At 72.6% G+C, this 17,457-nt stretch carries 15 protein-coding genes; 12 read left to right on the top strand and 3 right to left on the bottom strand.

Features of this window, described 5'->3' with window-relative positions; translation table 11 throughout:
- Positions 1-51 precede the first annotated feature (51 nt).
- The 6 genes from AB0C22_RS09135 to AB0C22_RS09110 all read left to right on the top strand — a co-directional run bounded on the left by AB0C22_RS09135 (position 52) and on the right by AB0C22_RS09110 (position 4,224).
- Entirely contained in the window at positions 52-282 is a 231-nt protein-coding gene (locus AB0C22_RS09135) for a (4Fe-4S)-binding protein (RefSeq protein WP_208566830.1), read from the top strand.
- Positions 282-1,028 (top strand): SDR family oxidoreductase, encoded by a 747-nt coding sequence (locus AB0C22_RS09130; protein WP_219462709.1) that lies wholly within the window; start codon positions 282-284, stop codon positions 1,026-1,028. Before AB0C22_RS09135 ends, AB0C22_RS09130 begins: the two co-directional genes overlap by 1 nt.
- Positions 1,029-1,223: 195 nt before the next feature.
- Positions 1,224-2,060, top strand: a complete 837-nt coding sequence (locus AB0C22_RS09125) for an alpha/beta hydrolase (protein WP_219462711.1) — start codon at positions 1,224-1,226, stop codon at positions 2,058-2,060.
- Positions 2,053-2,622, top strand: a complete 570-nt coding sequence (locus tag AB0C22_RS09120) for a TetR-like C-terminal domain-containing protein (protein ID WP_219462713.1) — start codon at positions 2,053-2,055, stop codon at positions 2,620-2,622. Before AB0C22_RS09125 ends, AB0C22_RS09120 begins: the two co-directional genes overlap by 8 nt.
- On the top strand, positions 2,619-2,993 hold the full coding sequence (locus tag AB0C22_RS09115) for a DUF4260 family protein (protein WP_219462715.1): 375 nt from the start codon (positions 2,619-2,621) through the stop codon (positions 2,991-2,993). Before AB0C22_RS09120 ends, AB0C22_RS09115 begins: the two co-directional genes overlap by 4 nt.
- Before the next feature lie 298 nt (positions 2,994-3,291).
- Entirely contained in the window at positions 3,292-4,224 is a 933-nt protein-coding gene (locus AB0C22_RS09110; RefSeq protein ID WP_308290786.1) for an oxidoreductase, read from the top strand.
- A 106-nt stretch (positions 4,225-4,330) separates the two neighbouring features.
- Here the strand turns inward: AB0C22_RS09110 and AB0C22_RS09105 are convergent, their stop codons facing one another.
- Positions 4,331-5,371: an alpha/beta hydrolase gene (locus tag AB0C22_RS09105; protein WP_308290787.1), complete on the bottom strand. Its 1,041-nt coding sequence runs from the start codon at positions 5,369-5,371 to the stop codon at positions 4,331-4,333.
- 260 nt (positions 5,372-5,631) lie between these two features.
- Between AB0C22_RS09105 and AB0C22_RS09100 the strand changes: the two genes are divergently transcribed.
- Both AB0C22_RS09100 and AB0C22_RS09095 read left to right on the top strand, forming a co-directional pair.
- The gene (locus AB0C22_RS09100) at positions 5,632-6,999 is read left to right on the top strand and encodes an FAD-dependent monooxygenase (protein ID WP_219462716.1); all 1,368 of its coding nucleotides are present in this window, start codon (positions 5,632-5,634) and stop codon (positions 6,997-6,999) included.
- A gap of 173 nt (positions 7,000-7,172) precedes the next feature.
- On the top strand, positions 7,173-8,132 hold the full coding sequence (locus tag AB0C22_RS09095) for a hypothetical protein (protein WP_255597612.1): 960 nt from the start codon (positions 7,173-7,175) through the stop codon (positions 8,130-8,132).
- Between the two features lie 148 nt (positions 8,133-8,280).
- Here the strand turns inward: AB0C22_RS09095 and AB0C22_RS09090 are convergent, their stop codons facing one another.
- Positions 8,281-9,282, bottom strand: a complete 1,002-nt coding sequence (locus AB0C22_RS09090) for a LacI family DNA-binding transcriptional regulator (RefSeq protein WP_244252065.1) — start codon at positions 9,280-9,282, stop codon at positions 8,281-8,283.
- 204 nt (positions 9,283-9,486) lie between these two features.
- Between AB0C22_RS09090 and AB0C22_RS09085 the strand changes: the two genes are divergently transcribed.
- From AB0C22_RS09085 to AB0C22_RS09070, 4 genes are all read left to right on the top strand, one after another.
- Entirely contained in the window at positions 9,487-10,881 is a 1,395-nt protein-coding gene (locus tag AB0C22_RS09085) for a PHB depolymerase family esterase (protein ID WP_357534379.1), read from the top strand.
- Positions 10,882-11,173: 292 nt separating this feature from the next.
- On the top strand, positions 11,174-12,241 hold the full coding sequence (locus AB0C22_RS09080) for a hypothetical protein (RefSeq protein WP_357534377.1): 1,068 nt from the start codon (positions 11,174-11,176) through the stop codon (positions 12,239-12,241).
- Positions 12,242-12,358: 117 nt separating this feature from the next.
- Positions 12,359-13,057 carry an SDR family NAD(P)-dependent oxidoreductase gene (locus AB0C22_RS09075; RefSeq protein ID WP_219462720.1) on the top strand — a complete coding sequence of 233 codons (699 nt, stop codon included), beginning with the start codon at positions 12,359-12,361 and terminating at the stop codon, positions 13,055-13,057.
- Between the two features lie 299 nt (positions 13,058-13,356).
- The gene (locus tag AB0C22_RS09070) at positions 13,357-15,450 is read left to right on the top strand and encodes a cellulose binding domain-containing protein (protein ID WP_357534375.1); all 2,094 of its coding nucleotides are present in this window, start codon (positions 13,357-13,359) and stop codon (positions 15,448-15,450) included.
- A gap of 52 nt (positions 15,451-15,502) precedes the next feature.
- On the opposite strand, the gene AB0C22_RS09065 is transcribed toward AB0C22_RS09070, so the two are convergent.
- A complete protein-coding gene (locus AB0C22_RS09065; RefSeq protein ID WP_357534373.1) occupies positions 15,503-17,398 on the bottom strand; it encodes a CocE/NonD family hydrolase in 1,896 nt (631 codons plus the stop codon).
- Positions 17,399-17,457: the final 59 nt, after the last annotated feature.

The following is a 17,457-nucleotide window of genomic DNA, read 5'->3' as shown; positions in this document are numbered from 1 at the left end:
ACCGCGGTGGAGGGGGGTGACCCGGTGGGCGCGGAGGAACCGACGACGACGCTGGTGGTGAGCCGTGGCCTGTGCATCGGCGCCGGGCAGTGCGTGCTGTCCACGCCGGACCTGTTCGACCAGAGCGAGGACGGCCGGGTGCTGCTGCGTCGGCAACCGGTCGACACCGAGGAGGCCCGGGTCGCGGTCGACCTCTGCCCGTCGGGCGCGCTGCGGCTGGCCGCCGGGCGGTCCGGGCCGGTCGTCGACGACCAGGACGCCACGGCGAAGGGGTGGGGCTGATGACGGGCACGGGTAACCGGATCGCCGTGGTGACCGGCGGCGGGCGGGGCATCGGGCAGGCGATCTGTCAGGGCCTGGCCCGCCGGGGCATGGACGTGGTGGCGGTGGACCTGGTCGACCCGATCGAGACGGTGGCGCTGGTGGAGGGCGAGGGGCGCAAGGCCCTCGGTGTCACCGGGGACGTCTCGGACCCCGACGAGGTGGCCCGGATCGGCGCGGAGATCACCGCCGGGATGGGCGGCTGCCACGTCCTGGTCAACAACGCCGGCATCTATCCGGCCAAGAACATCTTCAAGCTGGAGTACGAGGCCTGGCGCAAGGTGCTGTCGGTCAACCTCGACTCGCAGTTCCTGATGACCAAGGCGGTGCTGCACCACATGTGCGAGGCGCGGTGGGGGCGGATCGTCAACCTCACCTCCAACTCGGTCGGCCTGGCCCTGCCCGGGTTCACCCACTACATGGCCAGCAAGATGGGGGTGATCGGGTTCACCCGGGCGCTCGCCAGCGACGTCGCCTCGTACGGCATCACGGTCAACGCGGTCGGGCCGACGCTGTCGCGTACCCCCGGGCTCGCGGAGAGCCCGATGGCGGGGGCGGCGCAGGAGCACGTGGCGGCGATGCAGGCCATCAAGCGGCCGGGCGAGGCGCAGGACGTGGTCGGCACGGTGGCCTTCCTGGCCAGCGACGACGCCGCCTTCGTCACCGGGCAGACCATCATGGCCGACGGTGGTCTGGTCCGGCTGTGAGCCGCACCGGGCCACAGAGTCACTTTTAAGACATCAACTACCAATTCGTGAGGATTGTCCGACCGGACCGGCGTGCGGGTTTCCCGATCCCGCCCGCCGGTCCGGCTGGCGTGCTGAGCTGGTCACGAACCCCGCCGACCTCCCCCGACAGCAAAAGCTATTGCGATTAGCTTTTGAGCTAGCTAAGCTAGCCTCATGACCGGTTCCCGGAACGCTGACCCGCCCCCGACCCGCTACCTGCACCGCGCCGAGGGCCGCATCGCCTACGACGTCCAGGGCAGCGGCCCGCTCGTGCTCCTCGTGCCCGGCATGGCGGAACTGCGCTCGTCGTACCGTTTCCTCACCCCGACCCTGGTCGACGCCGGCTACACGGTGGTCACCACCGACCTGCGCGGCCACGGCGACAGCGACACCACCTTCACCTCCTACGGCGACCCCGAGACGGCCGCCGACATCAGCGCCCTGATCGACGAACTCGGCCGACCGGCCGTCGTCGTCGGCAACTCACTGGCCGCCGGTGCCGGCGTCATCGTCGCCGCCGAGCACCCCGCGCAGGTCTGCGGGCTCGTGCTCGTCGGGCCGTTCGTCCGCAACCCCCGACAGCCGCCGGGCATGCGCAGCCTCTTCCACCTGCTCATGTCGCCGCTGTGGGTGGCCCACGTCTGGAAGGCCTACCTGCCCACCCTCTACGCCGGCGCCAAGCCGGCCGACTTCGCCGACTACCGGGCGGCCGTCGTGGCCAAGCTCCGGCAGCCCGGCTACGGCGCGGCGTTCTCCCGCACCGCCCGGCAGACCGACCACCGCTTCGCCGAGGCGCGGCTCGCCGAGGTGGACACCGCCGTGCTGGTCGTCATGGGCGAGCGCGACCCCGACTTCAAGGACCCGGCGGCCGAGGCGGCCTGGATCGGCGAGACCCTGCGCGGTGAGGTCGTCATGGTGCCCGACGCCGGCCACTACCCGCAGTCCCAGCAGCCCGAGCTGACCGCCCGGGCCGTGCTCGACTTCCTCAGCAGGGTGCACGCCCGTGCCTAGGGCCGGCCTCACGACCGACGTCGTCGTCGCGCGCGGCGCACAACTGCTCGAAGCCCACCCCACCGACGAACTGACCCTCGCCGCGCTCGCCGACAGCCTCGGCGTCCGCGTCCCGTCGCTCTACAAGCACATCGACGGCCTTCCCGGGCTCCGCCGGGGCATCATGCTCCGCGCCAAGGCGAACCTGTCGGCGGCCGTCGCCCAGGCGTGCATCGGCCGCGCCCGCGACGACGCGGTCCGCAGCCTGGCCGCCACCTACCGCACCTGGGCCCGGCAACACCCGATGCAGTACCCGATGACCATCCGGGCACCCGAACCCGACGACGTCGAGGACCAGCAGGCGAGCGCCGCAGCCCTCCAGGTGATCTACAGCGTGCTCGCCGGCTACCAGCTCCTCGGCGACGACGCGATCGACGCCACCCGGTTCCTACGCTCGGTCATCCACGGCTTCGTCAGCCTGGAGACGGCCGGCGCGTTCAAGCTCGCCGCCGACCTCGAACGCAGCTACGACAGGGCCGTCAACAGCATGCTGACCGCCCTGGAGAACTGGAAGCACCCGTGAGCGCCGTGCCCGCCCGGGGCACCCCGCCGGCCACCCCGGTGCCGGTCCTGCACCGCGTCGAGGGCGCAGCCGTCGCCGGGGCCGCCGTCGTCCTGCTCGTCCTGACGGGCTTCGCCTGGTGGTGGCTGTTCGCCCTGTTCCTCGTCTTCGACCTGTCGATGCTCGGCTACGCGGTCGACCACCGAGTCGGCGCGATCGTCTACAACCTGGGACACACCTACGTCGCCCCCTTCGTCCTGCTCGCCGGGTACGGCCTCGCGCACGCCCTCGACGCGACCGGATGGTCGGTGCTCGCGCTCGTGGCCGCCTGCTGGTTCTTCCACATCGGCGTGGACCGGGCACTCGGCTTCGGCCCGCGTCCCCTGCACTGAACCCGGTCGACGGCACCGGGTCGGCGACGCCCCCGCAGCCCCGCACGGAACCCGCCGACGGCACCGGGTCCGCGACGCCCGCCGCACGCCCCGGCGCGTCCCGGCCGCCGCGTGGCGGCCACCACCAGGCTCACGCAGGGTCACCCGGTGCCCGACACGCTGCACCGGCCTGCCGGATGGTGACCGGGTCGTCCGGAAGGATGGCCGACGGGTGGCGGGCGTCCCGCCGGCTCCCGCCGCCCGGCAGACCCGCACACACGGGCGTCGCCCCGCGCGGCGTCCCCCGAGGGGAGCAACGGTGACACTGTCGGACAGGCTCGCACCGGAGGCCGGCCGGCTCCGGCTGGGCGACGGGTCGAGCGTCAACCGGTTGGGCTTCGGCACCATGCAACTGCCCGGTCCCGGTTCCTTCGGCCCCCCGGACGACCACGCGGCGGCGCTGACCGTGCTGCGCAGGGCGGTCGAGCTGGGGGTGAACTACCTCGACACCAGTGACTTCTACGGCCCGCACGTGGCCAACGACCTGATCCGCGAGGCCCTCCACCCGTACCCCGACGACCTGGTGATCGGCACGAAGATCGGGGTGGTACGCGACAACTGGGGCGACTTCGTGCCCGCCGGGGCCCCTGACCAGCTGCGGCGGCAGGTGCAGGAGAACCTGCGCCGGCTGGGCCGGGACCGGTTGGAGCTGGTCTACCTGCGGGTCGGCGGGGACGGGCTGCTCCGCCCGGGCGGGGCCCGGTTCTCCGAGTCGTTCGCGATGCTGGTGCGGCTGCGGGAGGAGGGCCTGGTCGGCGACGTCGGGCTCAGCGGGGTCACCCTGAAACAACTGGACCAGGCCCGGGCGACGATCCCGATCGCCGCGGTACAGAACCGGTTCCACCTGCTCGACCGGGACTGCCTGGACGTGCTGCACCGGTGCACCGAGGAGCAGATCGCCTTCGTGCCGTACTTCCCGCTGGGTGCGGGGCTGCTCAGCGGGCGTACCGGGCGACCGCAGCTGCCGTTCGGGCCGGACTTCAGCGCCACGCAGCGGCGTACCGTCGACCGGATCGCCGACGGGCACGACGCCACCCGCGCGCAGATCGCGATCGCGTGGTTGCTGGCGTGCTCACCCGCGATCCTGGTCATTCCCGGCACCAGCTCGGTGCGGCACCTCGAGGAGAACATGGCCGCGGCCCGGCTGCGCCTGACCCCGGCGGACCGCGCCGCGCTCGACGCGCTGGCCTGACCGGCTCCACCCGGGCACCCACGTCCCGGCCGGCTGGCGGCACCCGTGCCGGGCCCCGATCCGCCGGTGCCCCGCACGTACGACGTGCGGGGCACCGGGCCGTGGATCAGGCGGCGCAGCCGGCCAGCGCCGGAGTCGGAGTCGGCGCCCCGGGCAGGCCGAGGAACAACCTGGTGCAGTCGATGAGGAACTGCGGGTTCTCCTCCGGGACCCAGTGGCCCGAGTCCGGTACGACGACCTGCCGCACGTCGGTGGCGACCTGCCGGTAGGAGGCGGCGACCCCGGGGCCGAAGGAGAACGCCGCGCCCATCGCCACCACCGGCACGGTCACCGGCTTGGCGGCGGCCTGTGCCCGGTTGTCGGCGATGTCGGTGTTGAACGCGCGGTAGTACTCGTAGCCGGCCGTCCGGTCGGCCGGGTCGCGGTAGGCGCGGTAGTAGACCGGCCGGTCGATGGTGTCGTGCTGGGACGAGAAGTCGAAGATCCGGTCCAGGTAGACCTCGACGTCCGAGTTGTCGATGAGCAGCTCGGGCGTCGGCGCCGGGGTGGCGTTGAACAGGAAGTGCCAGCTGCGGCTGTAGAGGTCCTCCAGGCCGAAGCCGGAGAGCGCGGTCTCGATGACGATCATCCGGGACACGTCGGCCGGGTAGTCCCGCGCCCACGGGTAGGCCACCAACGCGCCGACGTCGTGGCCGAGCAACTCCACCCGGCCGAGGCCGAGCTGCTGGGTCGCGGCGTGCAACCGGCGGGCGGTGGTGGCCTTGTCGTACCCGCCGGCCGGCGCGGCGGAGTCCCCCAGACCGGGCAGGTCGAACGCGACGACCGTCCGGCCGGCGCGCAGCGCGGGCAGCACCGGCCGCCATGCCTGCCAGGTCTGCGGCCAACCGTGCAGCAGCACCAACGCCGGTCCGTTCCCCCCACGCACGTAGTGCAGCCGGGTCCCCTCGACCTCGACGAAGCCGTGCCGGAACCCGGGGGGCAGCGCCCGGTCGGCCGTCCCGGCCGGACCGGGCGGACCGGCGACCGCGTTGGGGGCGGCGACCAGCAGGAGCACGAGCCCGGCCACGGCGGCGACGACCCGACGCCACGGGTGGCGGCGCGGCACCGGGTCACCGGCAAAGACGGACGTTCGCGGGAAGCGGCGCACGAGGAGTCCTTTCGTCCGGATCAGCACTGTCAGGTGACGCGGAGGCCGCGGCCGGGGCAGGCCCCGACCCGCCCGTGCCGGACCGGGCGACGGCGCCCCGGCGGGTCGGTACGGTCGCCCCGCAACACGTCGTACGACGACGGATGGGATTCGCGCCGTCGCATCATGTCACCCTTCCCCGGTACGGTGACCACGTCAATGGTCGATGAAGCGCACGTTGCGAGACGACAGGACGACAGCCGTACGCCTAGCGTCGGAGTATGGCGACCGACAGCGCGGTGGTGGTCGGCGCGAGTATCGGCGGGCTGCTGGCCGCCCGCGTGCTCAGCGAAACCCACGGCCGGGTCACCCTGGTCGACCGCGATCCCCTGCCCGAGCAGGCCGCCAGTCGACGCGGGGTGCCGCAGGGCCGACAGCTGCACGTGCTGCTGGACCGGGGACGGCAGGTACTGGAGGAACTGCTGCCCGGGGTGACCGACGAGCTGGTCGCGCTCGGTGCGCCCCTGATCGACCTGCACGGCGACGTGCGCTGGTACAACGACGGTTACCTGATGCAGCCGGCGGCGTCCGGACTGCGGGCGATCGGGGTGGGCCGCCCCCTGCTGGAGCAGGTCATCCGCAACCGGGTGGCCGCGTTGCCCGGGGTGACCATCCTGCCCGGCCACGAGGTCACCGCCCTGACCACCACACCGGACCGGCGACGGGTGACCGGCGTACGCGTGCACCGCCGGGCCGACGGCCCCTCGACCACCCGGGAACTCTCCGCCGAACTGGTGGTCGACGCCGGTGGGCGGGGCACCCGCAGCCCGGTGTGGCTGGCGGAACTCGGCTACCGCCCCGCCCCGGAGGAACAGGTGCCGGTCGGGCTGACCTACGTCACCCGGCTCTACCACCGTCAACCACAGCAGCTCGACGGGCTGCTCGGGGTCCTCACCAACGCGGTGCCCGGTCGTACCCGCGGTGGGATCGTGGCGGTGCAGGAGCAGGACCGGTTCGCGGTGGCCCTCAGCGGCATGTTCGGCGAGGAACCGCCGCTCGACGACGCCGGCCTGCTCGCCTTCGCCGACAGCCTGCCGGCGCCGGAGATCGGCGCGTTGCTGCGGCAGGCCCGCCCGCTCGGTGCGCCGGCCCGGATGCGGTTCCCGGCCAGCGTCCGCCGCCGCTACGAGCGGCTGCGCCGCTTCCCCGCCGGTTACCTGGTCTTCGGCGACGCGCTGTGCAGCTTCAACCCGATCTACGGGCAGGGCATCACGGCGGCCGCGTTGCAGGCGGTGGAGCTGGCCCGACTGCTGCCCGCCGGGCCGCACGGGCTGGCCCGGCGGTTCTTCCGGCGGGCGGCCCGGGTGATCGACATGCCGTGGTCCATCGCGGTCGGCACCGACCTGCGCTTCCCCGAGGTCCCCGGCCCCCGGTCGGCGCGGGTCCGGCTGACCAACGCCTACGTGCACCGGCTGCACGCCGCCGCCACCGCGAACCCGACGCTCGGTGCGGCGTTCCTGCGGGTGCTCAACCTGGTCGACCCACCGCGCCGGCTGCTCGCGCCGACGGTGGCGGCGCGGGTGCTGCGCGGGTCGGACGGTTCGGCCCGGCGGTTCGACAGGCCGAGAAAAGTCGGCACGCTCGAATAAGACCGCACCGGTACGCGTCGGCATGCTGTGAGCGGGCAGCGGTCGCTGCCCGGCGGGTGCGACGGCACACGGCGTCACCCGTCAGGCCCGGGGCCCGGTGGGCCGGGCGCCTGCCGGGTCGGGTCGCTGTCGGTCGGCCGTGGGCCCGCCCGGATCGGCAGAGACGAGGCACCATGGCCCTGCGAGAAAGCCCCGATTCCCCGGCACCCCGCCGGCCGGTGTCGCCGACGCCGGTGCGACCGGTCTCACCGGCACCCGCCCGGCACGGCACCGCCGCCCTGGTCAGCGCTGCCGCCGGGGTGCTGTTGGCGGTGCTCTGGTCGTTCGAGTTCGTCGACTCGGTCATCGGTGACACGGTGGCCAACAACCTGCTCGGCCACGACGCGAAGGCGACCGCTATCGGCGGCACCGGCGCGGGGCTGCTGTTCGCCTTCGTGTCCGGGTTCGCCGGCACCTTCACCGCCTGCAACATCGCGATGGTCGCGTCGGTCGGGCCGCTGAGCCAGGCCGGATCGCCCACCCGGCTGCGCCACCAACTGCGTACGCTGGTCCGCCCGGTGGGCTGGCTGGCACTGGGGATGATCGCGGTCTCCGCGACGTACGGCGCGGTGGGGGTGCTGATCGGCGACAGCCTGCCGCAGCTGTCCACCGAGACGGTAGGTGGCATGCCGGTCCGGCTGATCCAGTCGTCGGTGGTCTTCGGGGTGATCGGGTTGGTGCTCGCCCTGCTCGGGCTGGGTGCTCTCGGGCTGGTGCCCGACGTGTTCGCCCGGCGGCCGGTGGCCCGGGTGGTGCTCATCGGGGCGCTGATCGGCGGTTTCCTCATCGGACGGCCGTACCCGCTGTTCAACAAGCTCTTCCACTGGGCGGTGGAGACCGGCAACCCGCTGTACGGCGCGGCGGCGTTCACCCTCCAGTCGCTGGGCAACATCGTCATCGTGACGCTGCTCTTCGTCGTCGTCGTGCTGGTCACCCGGGGAGGCTTCCTGCGCTGGATGACCGACCCGACCCGCTCGGCGCTGGTCACCGGCGCCCTGCTGGTCGCCCTCGGCGTCTTCACCGTCGTCTACTGGGACCTCCGGGTCCCGGCGATCTTCGGCATCGGCTGGTTCCCCACCATGCCCTACAACTGACCCACCCCAACCCCGCCGCCAACCCCGTTGATCAAGAGGTTTGCGTCACCGTTGATCTCCAACCTGACGCAAACCTCTTGATCACCGCCGCCAGGTGGGGGTGGGGGTGGGGGTGGGGGTGGGGGTGGGGGTGGGGGTTAGGTAGGGGTTAGGTGGGGGGTGCGGTGACGCTGGAGCGGTGGACCAGGGTGGGGGCGATGGTGTGCCGTTCGACCGCTCCCGGGCCGGCCTCGATCTGGCGTAGCAGCATCGCCAGGCCGGCGCGGGCCACCGCGTCGAAGTCGGGGCGCACGGTGGTCAACGGCGGGATGAAGTACGCCGCCTCCGGCACGTCGTCGAAGCCGACCACGCTGATCTCCTCCGGCACCCGACGCCCCCGCTCGCTCAGCGCCCGCAGCACCCCCAGCGCGAGGTGGTCGTTGGCCGCGAAGATCGCCGTCACCTCCGGCATCCGGGCCAGCATCTGCCCGCAGCGGTAGCCGGACGCCGCGCTCCAGTCGGCCGACAGCACCGGCGGCACCTCCGCGCCGGCCGCCCGCAGCGCCGCCCGCCAGCCCTCGACCCGGCCGGCGCTGTCGAACCAGTCCGCCGGGCCGGAGACGTGCCACACCGTGCGGTGCCCGGCGTCCAACAGGTGCCGGGTGGCCAGCCCGGCCCCCGCCGCCTGGTCGACGGTGACCAGCGCCGCCTCCCGGGCCGGATCGCCGTCGACGGTGACCAGCGGCACCCCGTGCGGCAGGTGGTCGAGCGCCTCGTCGGCCGAGGCCACCGGGGCGATCACCACGATGCCGGCGACCCGGTGGTCGAGGTGCCGCTCCACGGCGGCGGAGATGGACCGCCGGTCGAGGGTGCTGACGCTGCCGACGCTGACCGCGAAGCCGGCCGACGCGGCGGCCTGCTCCAGGGCCGCCAGCAGCGACGCCGGACCGTACAGGGTGCTGTTCTGGGCGACCACCCCGATCAGCTGGGAGCGGCCGGTGACCAGTGCCCGCGCCGCCCGGTTCGGTCGGTAGCCCAGCTCGGCGATGGCCGCGCGGACCCGTACCCGGGTCTGTTCCCGGACGTTCGGGTGGTCGTTGAGCACCCGGGAGACCGTCTGGTGGGAGACTCCCGCGAGGCGGGCGACGTCCGTCATCGCAGGACCACGCATGGGGTCATTATCCACTGGCGTGGTCCCGCCGTTCGCCGGTGTCCACGCCCGGCGGCGACCGGAAGTTCCGGTGGTACGGGTCGCCTTGCGAGCCGACGACAGGCTAACGATACTCATGGATGTTCCTGAGCCGGACATGATCGAGCGCCGGGCAGCCTCGATCGGTAGATCCGTATGTCCGCGATCCTCCGGAGGAACCCGCCCATGAGATCCAGGATCAAACTGTTCGGCACCGCCCTGGTCGCCGCCGCGCTCACCGCGCTGGCCGCGATCGCCGCCCCCACCCCGGCCTCGGCGGCGGCGCTGACCCAGGTGACCAACTTCGGGGCCAACCCGAGCAACCTCCAGATGTACCTGTACGTGCCGAACACCGTGGCTCCCCGACCGGGCCTGCTGGTGGCGGTGCACTACTGCACCGGCAGCGGTCCGGCGTTCTACTCCGGCACCCAGTACGCGGCCCTGGCCGACCGGTACGGCTACATCGTCATCTACCCGTCGGTGACCCGCAGCAGCAAGTGCTTCGACGTCTCCTCCCCGCAGGCGCTGCGCCGCGACGGGGGCAGCGATCCGGTGGGCATCAAGTCGATGGTCGACTACGTCCGGGCCCGGTACCCCGTCGACCCGAACCGGATCTTCGCCACCGGCACCTCGTCCGGGGCGATGATGACCAACGTGCTGCTCGGTGACTACCCGGACGTGTTCGCGGCGGGTGCGGCCTTCGCCGGGGTGCCGTTCGGCTGCTTCGCCACCACCGACGGTTCGGAGTGGAACAGCCAGTGCGCCAACGGGCAGGTGACGAAGACCGCGCAGCAGTGGGGTGACCTGGTCCGCAACGCCTACCCGGGGTACACCGGCAAGCGGCCCCGGATGCAGTTGTGGCACGGCACCAACGACGAGACCCTGCGCTATCCGAACTTCGGCGAGGAGGTCAAGCAGTGGACCAACGTGCAGGGGTTGAGCCAGACGCCGACGTTCACCGACACCCCGCAGGCCGGCTACACCCGTACCCGGTACGGCGGTAGCGGCGGCACCGCGCCGGTCGAGGCGATCAGCATGCAGGGAGTGACGCACAACCTGCCGGTCGACGCGGCGCAGGCGATCCGGTTCTTCGGCCTGGACGCCCCGCCGACCACCACCCCGCCCCCGACCACGGCACCGCCGACCACCCCGCCCCCGACCACTCCGCCGCCCACCACCACGCCGCCTCCGACGACGCCGCCGGTGCCGACCACCACGCCGCCGACGCCGTTCCCGCCCACGCCCACCACCCCGGGCCCGGGGGCCGAGTGCCGGATCGCCTACACCGTGAACGCCTGGAACACGGGCCTGACCACCGCGATCACGATCACCACCCTCAGGGACACCGGGATCAACGGCTGGAACCTGGCGTTCACCCTGCCCGCCGGGCAGACCATCACCAGCGGCTGGAACGCGACCTACTCGCCGACCAGCGGGGCGGTCACCGCCACCAACGTCTCCTACAACGGCTCGATCCCCCCGGGTGGCTCGGTCAGCATCGGCTTCCAGGCCAACCACACCGGCAACACCGCGAAACCGCCCTTCTTCACCCTCAACGGCTCCCCCTGCGCGGTCGTCTGACCGCACCCACTGGCGGTGATCAAGAGCTTTGCGTCAGGAGAACCGGTCCGGGTGACGTAAACCTCTTGATCACCGCCGCCACCGGGACCGCCGGCGGCGGCGGTCCGCACTAGCGGGTGGGGGTGGTTTGGTGGATGTGGGGACGGGGGTGGGTGGATAGGGTGGCGGCGACGGGGGGTCGCCCGGGGATGCGGGGCGGCGGCCGGCGCGGGAACGGCGGGTTCGCAGCCCGGTGGGCCAGCCGCAAGCGACCGAGCCGTCGTCACCACCGGTCGTCCACAAGGGAGCATGCATGCGTCTGAATCGATCGATGAAACTGGTGCGGTACCGGTTGCCCGCGTTCGCTCTCGGTCTGGGCGTGGTCACCCTCGTCGCCACCCCCGCCGCCGCCGTGCCGGCGGGCGTCCACCCGGCGGGCCCCGCCACGGGCGTCGCCTCCGCAGCCGCCCGTCCGGGCGACGCGGCGGCGCAGGCCCGCACCGTGGGCACCGCCACCCGCCCCTCGGCTGCGCGGGCGGCGGGCTGGACGCCGGTGCCGGGTACGGCGCAGGCCCGGTCCGCGCCGGCCACCGCCACCTACGGGGGCGACCTGCACGTCTTCGTGCAGGGCCCCGACGGGCAGGTACGGGTCGACCGGTACGACACGAACACCGACGCCTGGTCCGGCTGGTCCACCGTCCCCGGTGACGCCATGGCGACCTCGGCACCGGCGGCGGCCGTCTACGGCGGGGAACTGCACCTGTTCGTGCAGTCCGACCAGAAGATCCGCACCAACCGGTACGCCCTGGACACCGGCGCCTGGTCCGGCTGGAGCACGGTCGGTGGCACCACGTCGGCGTCGTCGGCCCCGTCCGCCACCGTCTACGGCGGCCAACTGCACCTGTTCGTCCGGGGCGCGAACGGCAAGGTCCGCACCAACCAGTACACGCTGGACACCGCCGCCTGGTCCGGCTGGGCGACCCTGGCCGGCCCGACCGGTGCCAACTCGGCCCCGTCCGCCGCCATCTACGGCGGTGACCTGCACGTCTTCGTCCGGGGCACGAACGGCAGCGTGCGCACCAACAGGTACTCGCTGTCCACCGGGGCCTGGTCGGGGTGGGGCGACGTGCCGGGCACCGCACGGGCGGCGTCCGCGCCGGCCGCCCTGGTCTACGGTGGCGGGCTGCACGTCTTCGTCCGTACCGGCGGCGACGACCTGCGCACCGCCTGGTATCTCCAGGATTCCGGCGCGTGGACGGGCTGGAGCACGGTCGACGGCCCGGGCCAGACGATCTCCGCTCCGGCGGGAAGCGTCTACGGCGGTCTGGTGCGGCTCTTCGTCCGGGGTGCCGACGACGAGATCTACCAGGGCCAGCCCTGACGGTTGCCGCTGCGCCGCCGCCCCGTCCACCGACCCGGTGGGCGGGGTGGCGTCGTGTCGCGGGCCGGGCGGTGGTCTGCGGAGTCCGGGCCGGACGGTGGTGGCTAGAGTCCGGGCATGGATGCGCAGGGGCGACGGGCGGTCGTGGTGGGCAACAGCGACGGCGTCGGGCTGGCCCTGACCCGGCAACTGGTGGCGGCCGGCTGGACGGTCGCCGGGGTGTCCCGCAGCGGCAGCGACCTGACCGCCCCCGGGTACACCCACCACGTCGCCGACGTCACCGGCGACACCTACCGCACGGTGCTGGCCGGGGCGGTCGACCGGCTCGGCGGGGTGGACGTGTGCGTCTACGCGGCGGGGGTCGGTGAGTTCTTCGACCTCGGTGACCTGGCGGCGCAGACCCGGGCGCTGGAGGTCAACCTGATCGGTGCGGCGCGCACCGTGGAGGTGGTCGTGCCGGCGATGGTGGCCGGGGGCGGCGGGCACCTCGTGGGCCTGTCCAGCCTCGCCGACGCCGCCCCGTCGGCCCAGGCACCCGGGTACGCCGCCGCCAAGGCCGGGTTGACGTCGTACCTGGTGGGGTTGCGGGGCGCGCTGCGCCCGCACGGGGTGCGGGTGACCGTCGTGCGGTTCGGGTTCGTCGACACCAAGATGGCGAAGTCACCGGTCAAGCCGATGCTGCTCAGCGTGGAGCGGGCCGCCGACGTGGTGCGCGACTGCCTGCGTACCCGGCCGGCGGTCGTCTCCCGGCCCCGGCGGATGGCCGTGGTGGTGCGGGTGGCCGGGGTCGCGGCGAGGGTGGCTGCCCGGCGTTGAGCCGTCCCGGCCGTGCGACCGGGCCGACCGGCGGCACGGCACGGCATCACCCGGGCCCACCGCCTTGAATTCGCGACGATCGTCGTGGGATTCTGGTGCGTCGATGGCTGCCGCGCGCGGGGCTGACAGTCGTCCAGGGCAACCGGGAGCCGTTGGGTTTCCGGGGGACGGCGACAAGCACGACGGAACGACGCCAGCACTCCCGTCCATCAGTCCCGCCCGCCGTCTCGACGCCCTCGTGGGCGACGCAACCCCGACCGGCCGGGCGGTGTGCTGTGGTGACCCACGAAGGAACCCGTATGAACAGAGATTCCGCCCCGTCGTCGCGCCCGTCGCGTCGCCGGGAGCGCTGGACGGCGCTCGCCGCGAGCCTGCTGCTCGCCACCGGTGGGCTCGCCGTGACCGCCCCGTCGCCCGCCGACGCGGCGGCCGACCCGGTGGCCGTGACCGTCAACGCCAACGCCGGGCTGGCCACCGTGCCGGCCACCGCGTTGGGCGTCAACCACGCCATCTGGGACTCCCAGCTCGGCACGGCCGAGACGTCGGACCTGCTCAAGGCCGCCGGGGTGCGGATGATGCGCTACCCGGGCGGCTCGTACGCCGACATCTACCACTGGCGTGACCACACCGCGCCCGGCGGGTACGTCGCCCCGAACACCGACTTCGACACGTTCATGGCCGCCGCCCGGCGGGTCGGCGCGCAGCCGATGATCATCGCGAACTACGGCACCGGCTCCCCCGCCGAGGCCGCCGACTGGGTGCGCTACGCCAACGTCACCAAGGGGTACGGCGCGAAGTGGTGGACGGTCGGCAACGAGAACTACGGCAACGGGCACTACGGGTCGGCCTGGGAGGCAGACGACCACCCCGACAAGAGCGCCAGCCAGTACGCCCGGCTGGTGGTCGACTACGCCGACGCGATGAAGGCGGTCGACCCCACGGTCAAGGTCGGCGCGGTGCTGACCATGCCGGGCAACTGGCCGGACGGGATCACCGCCGGCAGTGACCCGGGCCCGTGGAACCGGACCGTGCTCTCCATCGCCGGCCCCAAGATCGACTTCGTGGACGTGCACTGGTACCCGGGTGGCACCGCCGCCGAGTCGCTGGCCCGCACGGCCCACATCGACGAGGCCGCCCACCTGCTGCGCGACCAGCTCGCCCGGTACGCCGGCCCGAACGCCACCCGGATCGGCATCAGCTTCACCGAGCTGAACGTCGGCACCGGGCAGAACACCCAGCCGGGCGCGCTGTTCCTCGCCGACGCCTACAGCGACCTGCTGGAGAACGGCGTCTTCACCGTGCAGTGGTGGAACGTGCACAACGGCATCGGCACCGTGTCGCAGGTGGGCGGGCAGACCGACTACGGCGACTTCGGGCTGCTGTCCAGCGGCGGGTGCACCGCCGACAACTCGGTCTGCGAACCGCCGCTGAACACCCCGTTCGCGCCGTACCACGGGCTGTCGATGATGAACCTGTTCGCCCGGCCGGGTGACCAGTTCGTCCGCGCCGCCACCGATGAGCCGCTGGTCACCGCGCACGCCGTGCGGCGGGCCGACGGGGATCTCGCGGTGCTGCTGGTCAACAAGGACCCGGCCAACGCCCGACCGGTCACCATCGACTACGCCGGCTTCACCCCGTCGGACGCCGCGCCGACGACGTACTCGCTGACCAACGGGGCGTCCGGCGTGGTCACCGGGCAGTCGGGCAGCGCCGCCAGCCGGACGCTGCCGGCGTACTCGCTGACCACGCTGGTGCTGCGGCCCTCGTCCCCGGTCACCGCGCACCCGGCCCCGCCGGGGCAGCCGACGGCGAGCGGGGTGACCGACAGGTCGGCGACGATCTCCTGGTCGCCGGCCCCGCCGAAGGGCGCCCCGATCGCCAAGTACGAGGTGTACCGGCAGAACGGCACGGTCAGCGAGCAGCTCGGTGAGACGGCCGGCACCTCGTTCACCGTGGACAACCTCGTCCCGGGCACCCGGTACACGCTCAACGTGCTGACCCGGGACACCGCCGGGAAGGTGTCCTGGTCGTCGTCGCCGGTCACCTTCACCACCGCCGGCCCGGCCGACAGCACCTGCACCGTCCGGCTCACCACCGCCAGCGACTGGGGCAACGGCTGGGTCGGCAACGTCGAGATCGTCAACAACGGGGCGAACCCCGTCGACGGTTGGACGTTGACCTGGAGCTGGCCGACCGGCTGGCAGCAGGTGAGCAGCGGCTGGAGCGCCACCTGGACGCAGACCGGGCGTACCGTGACGGTCGCCAGCACCGACGACAACCGGCGGATCGCCGCCGGGGGCAGCACCACCGCCGGTTTCGTCGGGTCCTACGGCGGCCCGAACGTCCCGCCCACCGGTTTCGTGCTCAACGGCACCCCCTGCACGGTGGGGTGACCGGGCGGGGTGGCCGCCGCAGCGGTGCTGCGGCGGCCACCCCGGGGAGTGGTCAGAGACCTGCCGCGTGGGCGGCGGTGGTGCCGCCGACCACCGGAAGAACGATCTTGCTGCTCTTCAGGGCGACCTGGATGTTCGCGGCGGTGGTGTCCGCCTGGCTGGAGTACTGCGGGTAGCTGGCCACGATGATCACGCCGATCCGGTGGCCCGGCTTGAACACGTAGTCCTCCGGCAGCAGCGGGAAGGCGAAGTTGTACGACTCCCCCACCACCAGTGGCACGGCGGTCCGGATCGACTGCCGGTTCTGGGCGTCCATGATGCCCTTGGTGACCAGCTCGTAGTCGGCGGTGGCGACCCGCTTGGCGGTCTGCTTGTAGCAGCCGTCGTCGGTCGGGCTGTTCAGCCCCCAGCAGTCCTCGGTGGCCAGGGTGACGATGCCCTCACCGGAGGCCCGGTGCGCCACCCGCTCGTCGGTGCCGTAGTCGACCAGGATCGCCCCGAAGTTGGTGTCGGTCTGGTCGGCCGAGGCCCGCAGCTGCACCTTCGGCGTGCCCGAGATGTGCAGGGGCGCGGTCAGCGGCGCGGACAGGAACGCCAGCCGGTTCGGCTGCACGGTGTCCGGGTTGAGGATCATGGTGTTCTGGCTCTGGGTCCGGCTGTCCTGGAACGCGCCGGTCGCCGGCTTGGCCGTCGGCACCAGCTTCAGGCCCCCCGCCCCGGTGGTGCCGGGCTGGAGGAACACCTCGGTGTCGGCCTTGCCGGGGATCGGCCAGTCGGCGTGGGTCTCCCACACGTCGGCTGCCCGCTCCAGGTCGACCCGGGGCTCGTCCATGATGCCGTTGGCGATCCCGTGCAGCCAGAAGTCGAACCACCGGTGCAGGGTGGACACCCACACCGCGCGCCGCGAGTCGAACGGGTCGACGTGCCCCTCCTGGGAGAGCCACAGCTTGCGCTGGACGTTGTTCTCCGCCAGGGCGTACCAGAATTTGCTGAAGTGGTCCGCGCGGACGTTGTCGTCGTTGAGACCGTGGTAGAGCAGCACGCTGGCGGTCATGTTGGGGACCTTCTTGACGTAGCTGCGCTCGTTCCAGAAGGCGGTGTAGTCACCGGTCTCGTCGCCGTCGGCGGCGGCCATCGCGTCGCGTACCGGCTTGCAGTAGTCCCGCCGCTCCGGGTTGGTGACCGTGTTGGCCAGCGACGCCACGTAGCTGTTACCCCGGGTGACCACGCCGTTACTGCGTACGTAGTCGTAGTACTCGGTCGGGCCGCTGATCGGCACCACCGTGGTCAGGCCCTTGACGCCGGTCACCGCCGTCGCCATGGCCAGCGAGCCGTCGTACGACTTGCCGATCATGCCCGACTTGCCGTTGTGCCAGTCGGCGGTGACCACCTGACCGGCGGCGTTGCGCGCGGTGGCCCGGCCGTTGAGCCAGTTGATCGCCTGCTTGGCGCTGAGATTGTCCTGGTTGGCGTTGGTGGTGGGGCAGCCGGTGGAGTTGTTGGTGCCCACCATGTCCAGCAGGATCACCGCGTAGCCGCGCGGCACGAAGTAGTTGTCGTAGAACAGCGGCCACTTGTCGAGCAGTCCGTCGCCGTCCAGGTCGGCCTTGCACTCGGACTCGTTGCCCCGGCAGACCGTCGAGTAGTACGGGCTGGCGTCCATGATGACCGGCACCTTGAGCCCGTTCGCGGTGGCCGCCGGTCGCATCAGGTCGAACGCGATGATGTCGCGCAGACCGTCGTTGTCGCTGTCGAAGGTGGAGTCGATGAACAGGCGTTCCCGGATGGCGTCGCCATAGCCGAACACCGGCTGGGTGACCCCGTCCTGGACCACGATCGTCGGTACGTCCTGCGCCGCCAGCGCCTGTGGTGCCGCGCCCAGGGCGGCGAGCACCATCGCGGACAGTGCGGCCACCCCGGCGCGGAGGGGTGTTCCCGATCCAGCCATGCGGTCTCCTTGAATCTCGGCGAGACCGCGCACGTTATGGGCCGACCGACCGGCACCAC

Source organism: Micromonospora sp. NPDC048894 (assembly GCF_040649765.1).
Taxonomy (GTDB): Bacteria; Actinomycetota; Actinomycetes; order Mycobacteriales; family Micromonosporaceae; genus Micromonospora; species Micromonospora antibiotica.
This window is presented reverse-complemented; position numbering and strand designations above follow the sequence as displayed.

Excerpts from the sequence above, each read along its gene's own strand:
- AB0C22_RS09125 (WP_219462711.1), top strand. The coding sequence starts at position 1,224 with ATGACCGGTTCCCGGAACGCTGACCCGCCCCCGACCCGCTACCTGCAC.
- AB0C22_RS09100 (WP_219462716.1), top strand. The coding sequence starts at position 5,632 with ATGGCGACCGACAGCGCGGTGGTGGTCGGCGCGAGTATCGGCGGGCTG.
- AB0C22_RS09130 (WP_219462709.1), top strand. The coding sequence starts at position 282 with ATGACGGGCACGGGTAACCGGATCGCCGTGGTGACCGGCGGCGGGCGG.
- AB0C22_RS09075 (WP_219462720.1), top strand. The coding sequence starts at position 12,359 with ATGGATGCGCAGGGGCGACGGGCGGTCGTGGTGGGCAACAGCGACGGC.
- AB0C22_RS09065 (WP_357534373.1), bottom strand. The coding sequence starts at position 17,398 with ATGGCTGGATCGGGAACACCCCTCCGCGCCGGGGTGGCCGCACTGTCC.
- AB0C22_RS09095 (WP_255597612.1), top strand. The coding sequence starts at position 7,173 with ATGGCCCTGCGAGAAAGCCCCGATTCCCCGGCACCCCGCCGGCCGGTG.
- AB0C22_RS09090 (WP_244252065.1), bottom strand. The coding sequence starts at position 9,282 with ATGCGTGGTCCTGCGATGACGGACGTCGCCCGCCTCGCGGGAGTCTCC.
- AB0C22_RS09080 (WP_357534377.1), top strand. The coding sequence starts at position 11,174 with ATGCGTCTGAATCGATCGATGAAACTGGTGCGGTACCGGTTGCCCGCG.
- AB0C22_RS09085 (WP_357534379.1), top strand. The coding sequence starts at position 9,487 with ATGAGATCCAGGATCAAACTGTTCGGCACCGCCCTGGTCGCCGCCGCG.
- AB0C22_RS09070 (WP_357534375.1), top strand. The coding sequence starts at position 13,357 with ATGAACAGAGATTCCGCCCCGTCGTCGCGCCCGTCGCGTCGCCGGGAG.